This is a genomic window from Kineococcus sp. G2 (assembly GCF_037154035.1).
Classification (GTDB): Bacteria; Actinomycetota; Actinomycetes; order Actinomycetales; family Kineococcaceae; genus Kineococcus.
This window is the reverse complement of the sequence record NZ_JBBBEM010000137.1, coordinates 1-2,305: the sequence shown is the minus strand read 5'-3', so window position 1 is coordinate 2,305 and position 2,305 is coordinate 1. Positions and strand designations below refer to the sequence as shown.

The window sequence follows — 2,305 nt, the reverse complement described above, 5'->3', positions numbered from 1 at the left end:
CACCACGTTAACGACACCCCACCCACGGGTCAAATCGCGGCGGCGCCCCCGGTGGAGCCCCCGGTGGAGCCCCCGGTGGAGCCCCCGGTGGAGCCCGCGGCGGTGACCACGCCCCCTCACCTCGCTCACTCCCCGCTCACTGCAGGGCGGACGTCAGCCGCGCCAGGTTCTCCTTGATCACGTGCCCGCGCGAGCGCGCCAGCCACTGCTGCAGCGTCAGCTCGGTGCAGCGCTCCCGGTACGCGTCCTCCACCCGGCGCAGGTCGTCGGCGAAGGAGCGCCCGCAGACCATCAGCGTGAGCTCCAGGTCCAGCAGGAACGAGCGCATGTCCATGTTGGAGGAGCCGATCACGGCCACGTCCTCGTCCACGGTCATGTGCTTCGCGTGCAGCACGTACGGCGCGGGGTAGCGGTGGATGCGCACCCCCGCGCGCAGCAGGTTCTCGTAGTACGAGCACTCCGCGTAGTGCACCAGCGCCTGGTCGCCGTGCTCGGAGACGAAGAGCTCCACGTCCACCCCGCGCTCGGCGGCGGTGGTGATCGCGTTGAGCATCGACTCGTCCGGCACGAAGTACGGGCTCGTGATCGAGATGCGCCGCTGCGCCGAGTACAGCAGCGCGTTGAACAGCTTGAGGTTGTTCTCCCCCTCGAAGCCCGGACCGCTGGGGACGACCTGGCACTCCAGTCGGCCCGGCGTCCGCTGCGGCGACACCTCCGGCAGCTCCGTCTCGAGCAGCTCGTCGGTCTCCGAGTACCAGTCGGTGATGAAGATCGCGTCGACGCCGGAGACGACGGGACCCTCCAGCCGGACCATGAGGTCCTGCCACTGCAGCCCCCGGCGGATGTTGCTGCGCTTGTTGTAGCTGCGGTCGAGCACGTTCTGCGAGCCGAGCCAGGCGACGTCGCCGTCCACCACCAGCAGCTTGCGGTGGTTGCGCAGGTCCGGGCGCTGGTACTTCAGCTTGTGCAGCTGCACCGGCAGCATCGGGTGCCACTCGATGCCGCAGCGCTCCAGGAAGCGCGCGGTGCGCCGGTAGCCCGGGTAGCGGATGGCGCCGAGGTGGTCGATGAGCACCCGCACCCGGACGCCCCGCTCGGCTGCCCGCCGCAGCGCCTCGAAGAGCGGCTCGCTCGTGGGGTCCAGGGTCATGATGTAGAACTCGACGTGGACGTAGCGGGTCGCCGCGTCCACGGAGCGCGCCATCGCGCGGATCGACTCCTCGTACTCCCCGAACAGCTCGGCGGTGTTGCCCCCGACCAGCGGCATCGAGCCCAGGTTGCGGTTCAGCTCCACGATCCCGTTCAGCCACGGCGGCCACGGGTGCTCGGTGCTCACCAGGTCCATGCCGCGCGTGGAGTCCAGGATCAGCTGGTTGATCTCGCGCTGCTTGCGGCGCCGGGCCCGCGGCAGCTTCGGGTTGCCGATGACCAGGAAGGCCATCACGCCGAGGTAGGGGATGAAGAAGATCGCGAGCAGCCACGCCAGCGCCGAGCTCGGCCGGCGGTTGACGGGGACGACCGCGATCGCGGTCAGGCGGACGATCAGGTCCACGACGAGCAGGACGATCGCGGACGCCGTCAGCGAGGGCGCCCAGTCGGGCATCCAGTCGGCCACGGTGCTCAGATCCGCACCGCCCCGCGGGGCGTCTCGAACGTCACCGAGCGCAGACCGGGCTGACCGGCGGAGTCCGCGTCGAGCCACTCGAAGGCGATCCGCCCGCTCACGTACTCCGGCGGCAGGCCCATCCAACCGCGCACGCGCGCGGGGTCGCCGGCGATGGTCAGGCCGACCAGGCGCGTCCCGCCCGCCAGGGCGATGGCGGAGGGGTGCTGCGTGCGCGGACCGTCCCACTCGATGAGCAGCGGGAGCTGGGGGTCCTCTCGCAGGCCCGGCGCACCGATCTGCCGCCAGCGCAGCTCCACCCCGTCGGGCCGGCGCCGCACCCCCTCCTCGGCCCGCTCGCCCAGCCGCCGCTCGTGGGCGCTCAGGTCGTCCACGGTGACCGCCCACGTGAACCAGCCGCCGCCCGCCTCCGAACGGCTGCGAACGGCCTGGCCGAAGACGGCCTTCTCCGCGACCGGGTGGTCCAGCACCTCGACCACCTCGACGTACGCGCCCTCCGACAGCGGCAGGACCACGTTGCGGGTGCCGAAGCGAGGGTGCGGTCCGCCGTCGACCACCCGCACCCCGAGCAGGGACGCGAGCCGCCGGGCCGTCCCGTGCAGACCCTCGGGACCGGCGGCGTAGCCGACGTGGTCGACGCGCATGGTCACAGCCTCTCAGCACGCGCCGCGCCCCGCGGCG

Annotated in this window: 2 protein-coding genes; both read right to left on the bottom strand. The window is 72.0% G+C overall.

All coding sequences use genetic code 11. The features are described from left to right. Window positions 1–136: 136 nt before the first annotated feature. Entirely contained in the window at window positions 137–1,603 is a 1,467-nt protein-coding gene (gene cls, locus V9U69_RS18745; protein ID WP_442907832.1) for a cardiolipin synthase, read from the bottom strand. Between the two features lie 17 nt (window positions 1,604–1,620). Continuing rightward, complete coding sequence (locus V9U69_RS18740; RefSeq protein WP_337063394.1) at window positions 1,621–2,268, bottom strand: VOC family protein; 648 nt, start codon at window positions 2,266–2,268, stop codon at window positions 1,621–1,623. Window positions 2,269–2,305: the final 37 nt, after the last annotated feature.

Coding starts and splice junctions, on each gene's coding strand:
- cls (WP_442907832.1), bottom strand. CDS start 1,603: ATGCCCGACTGGGCGCCCTCGCTGACGGCGTCCGCGATCGTCCTGCTC.
- V9U69_RS18740 (WP_337063394.1), bottom strand. CDS start 2,268: ATGCGCGTCGACCACGTCGGCTACGCCGCCGGTCCCGAGGGTCTGCAC.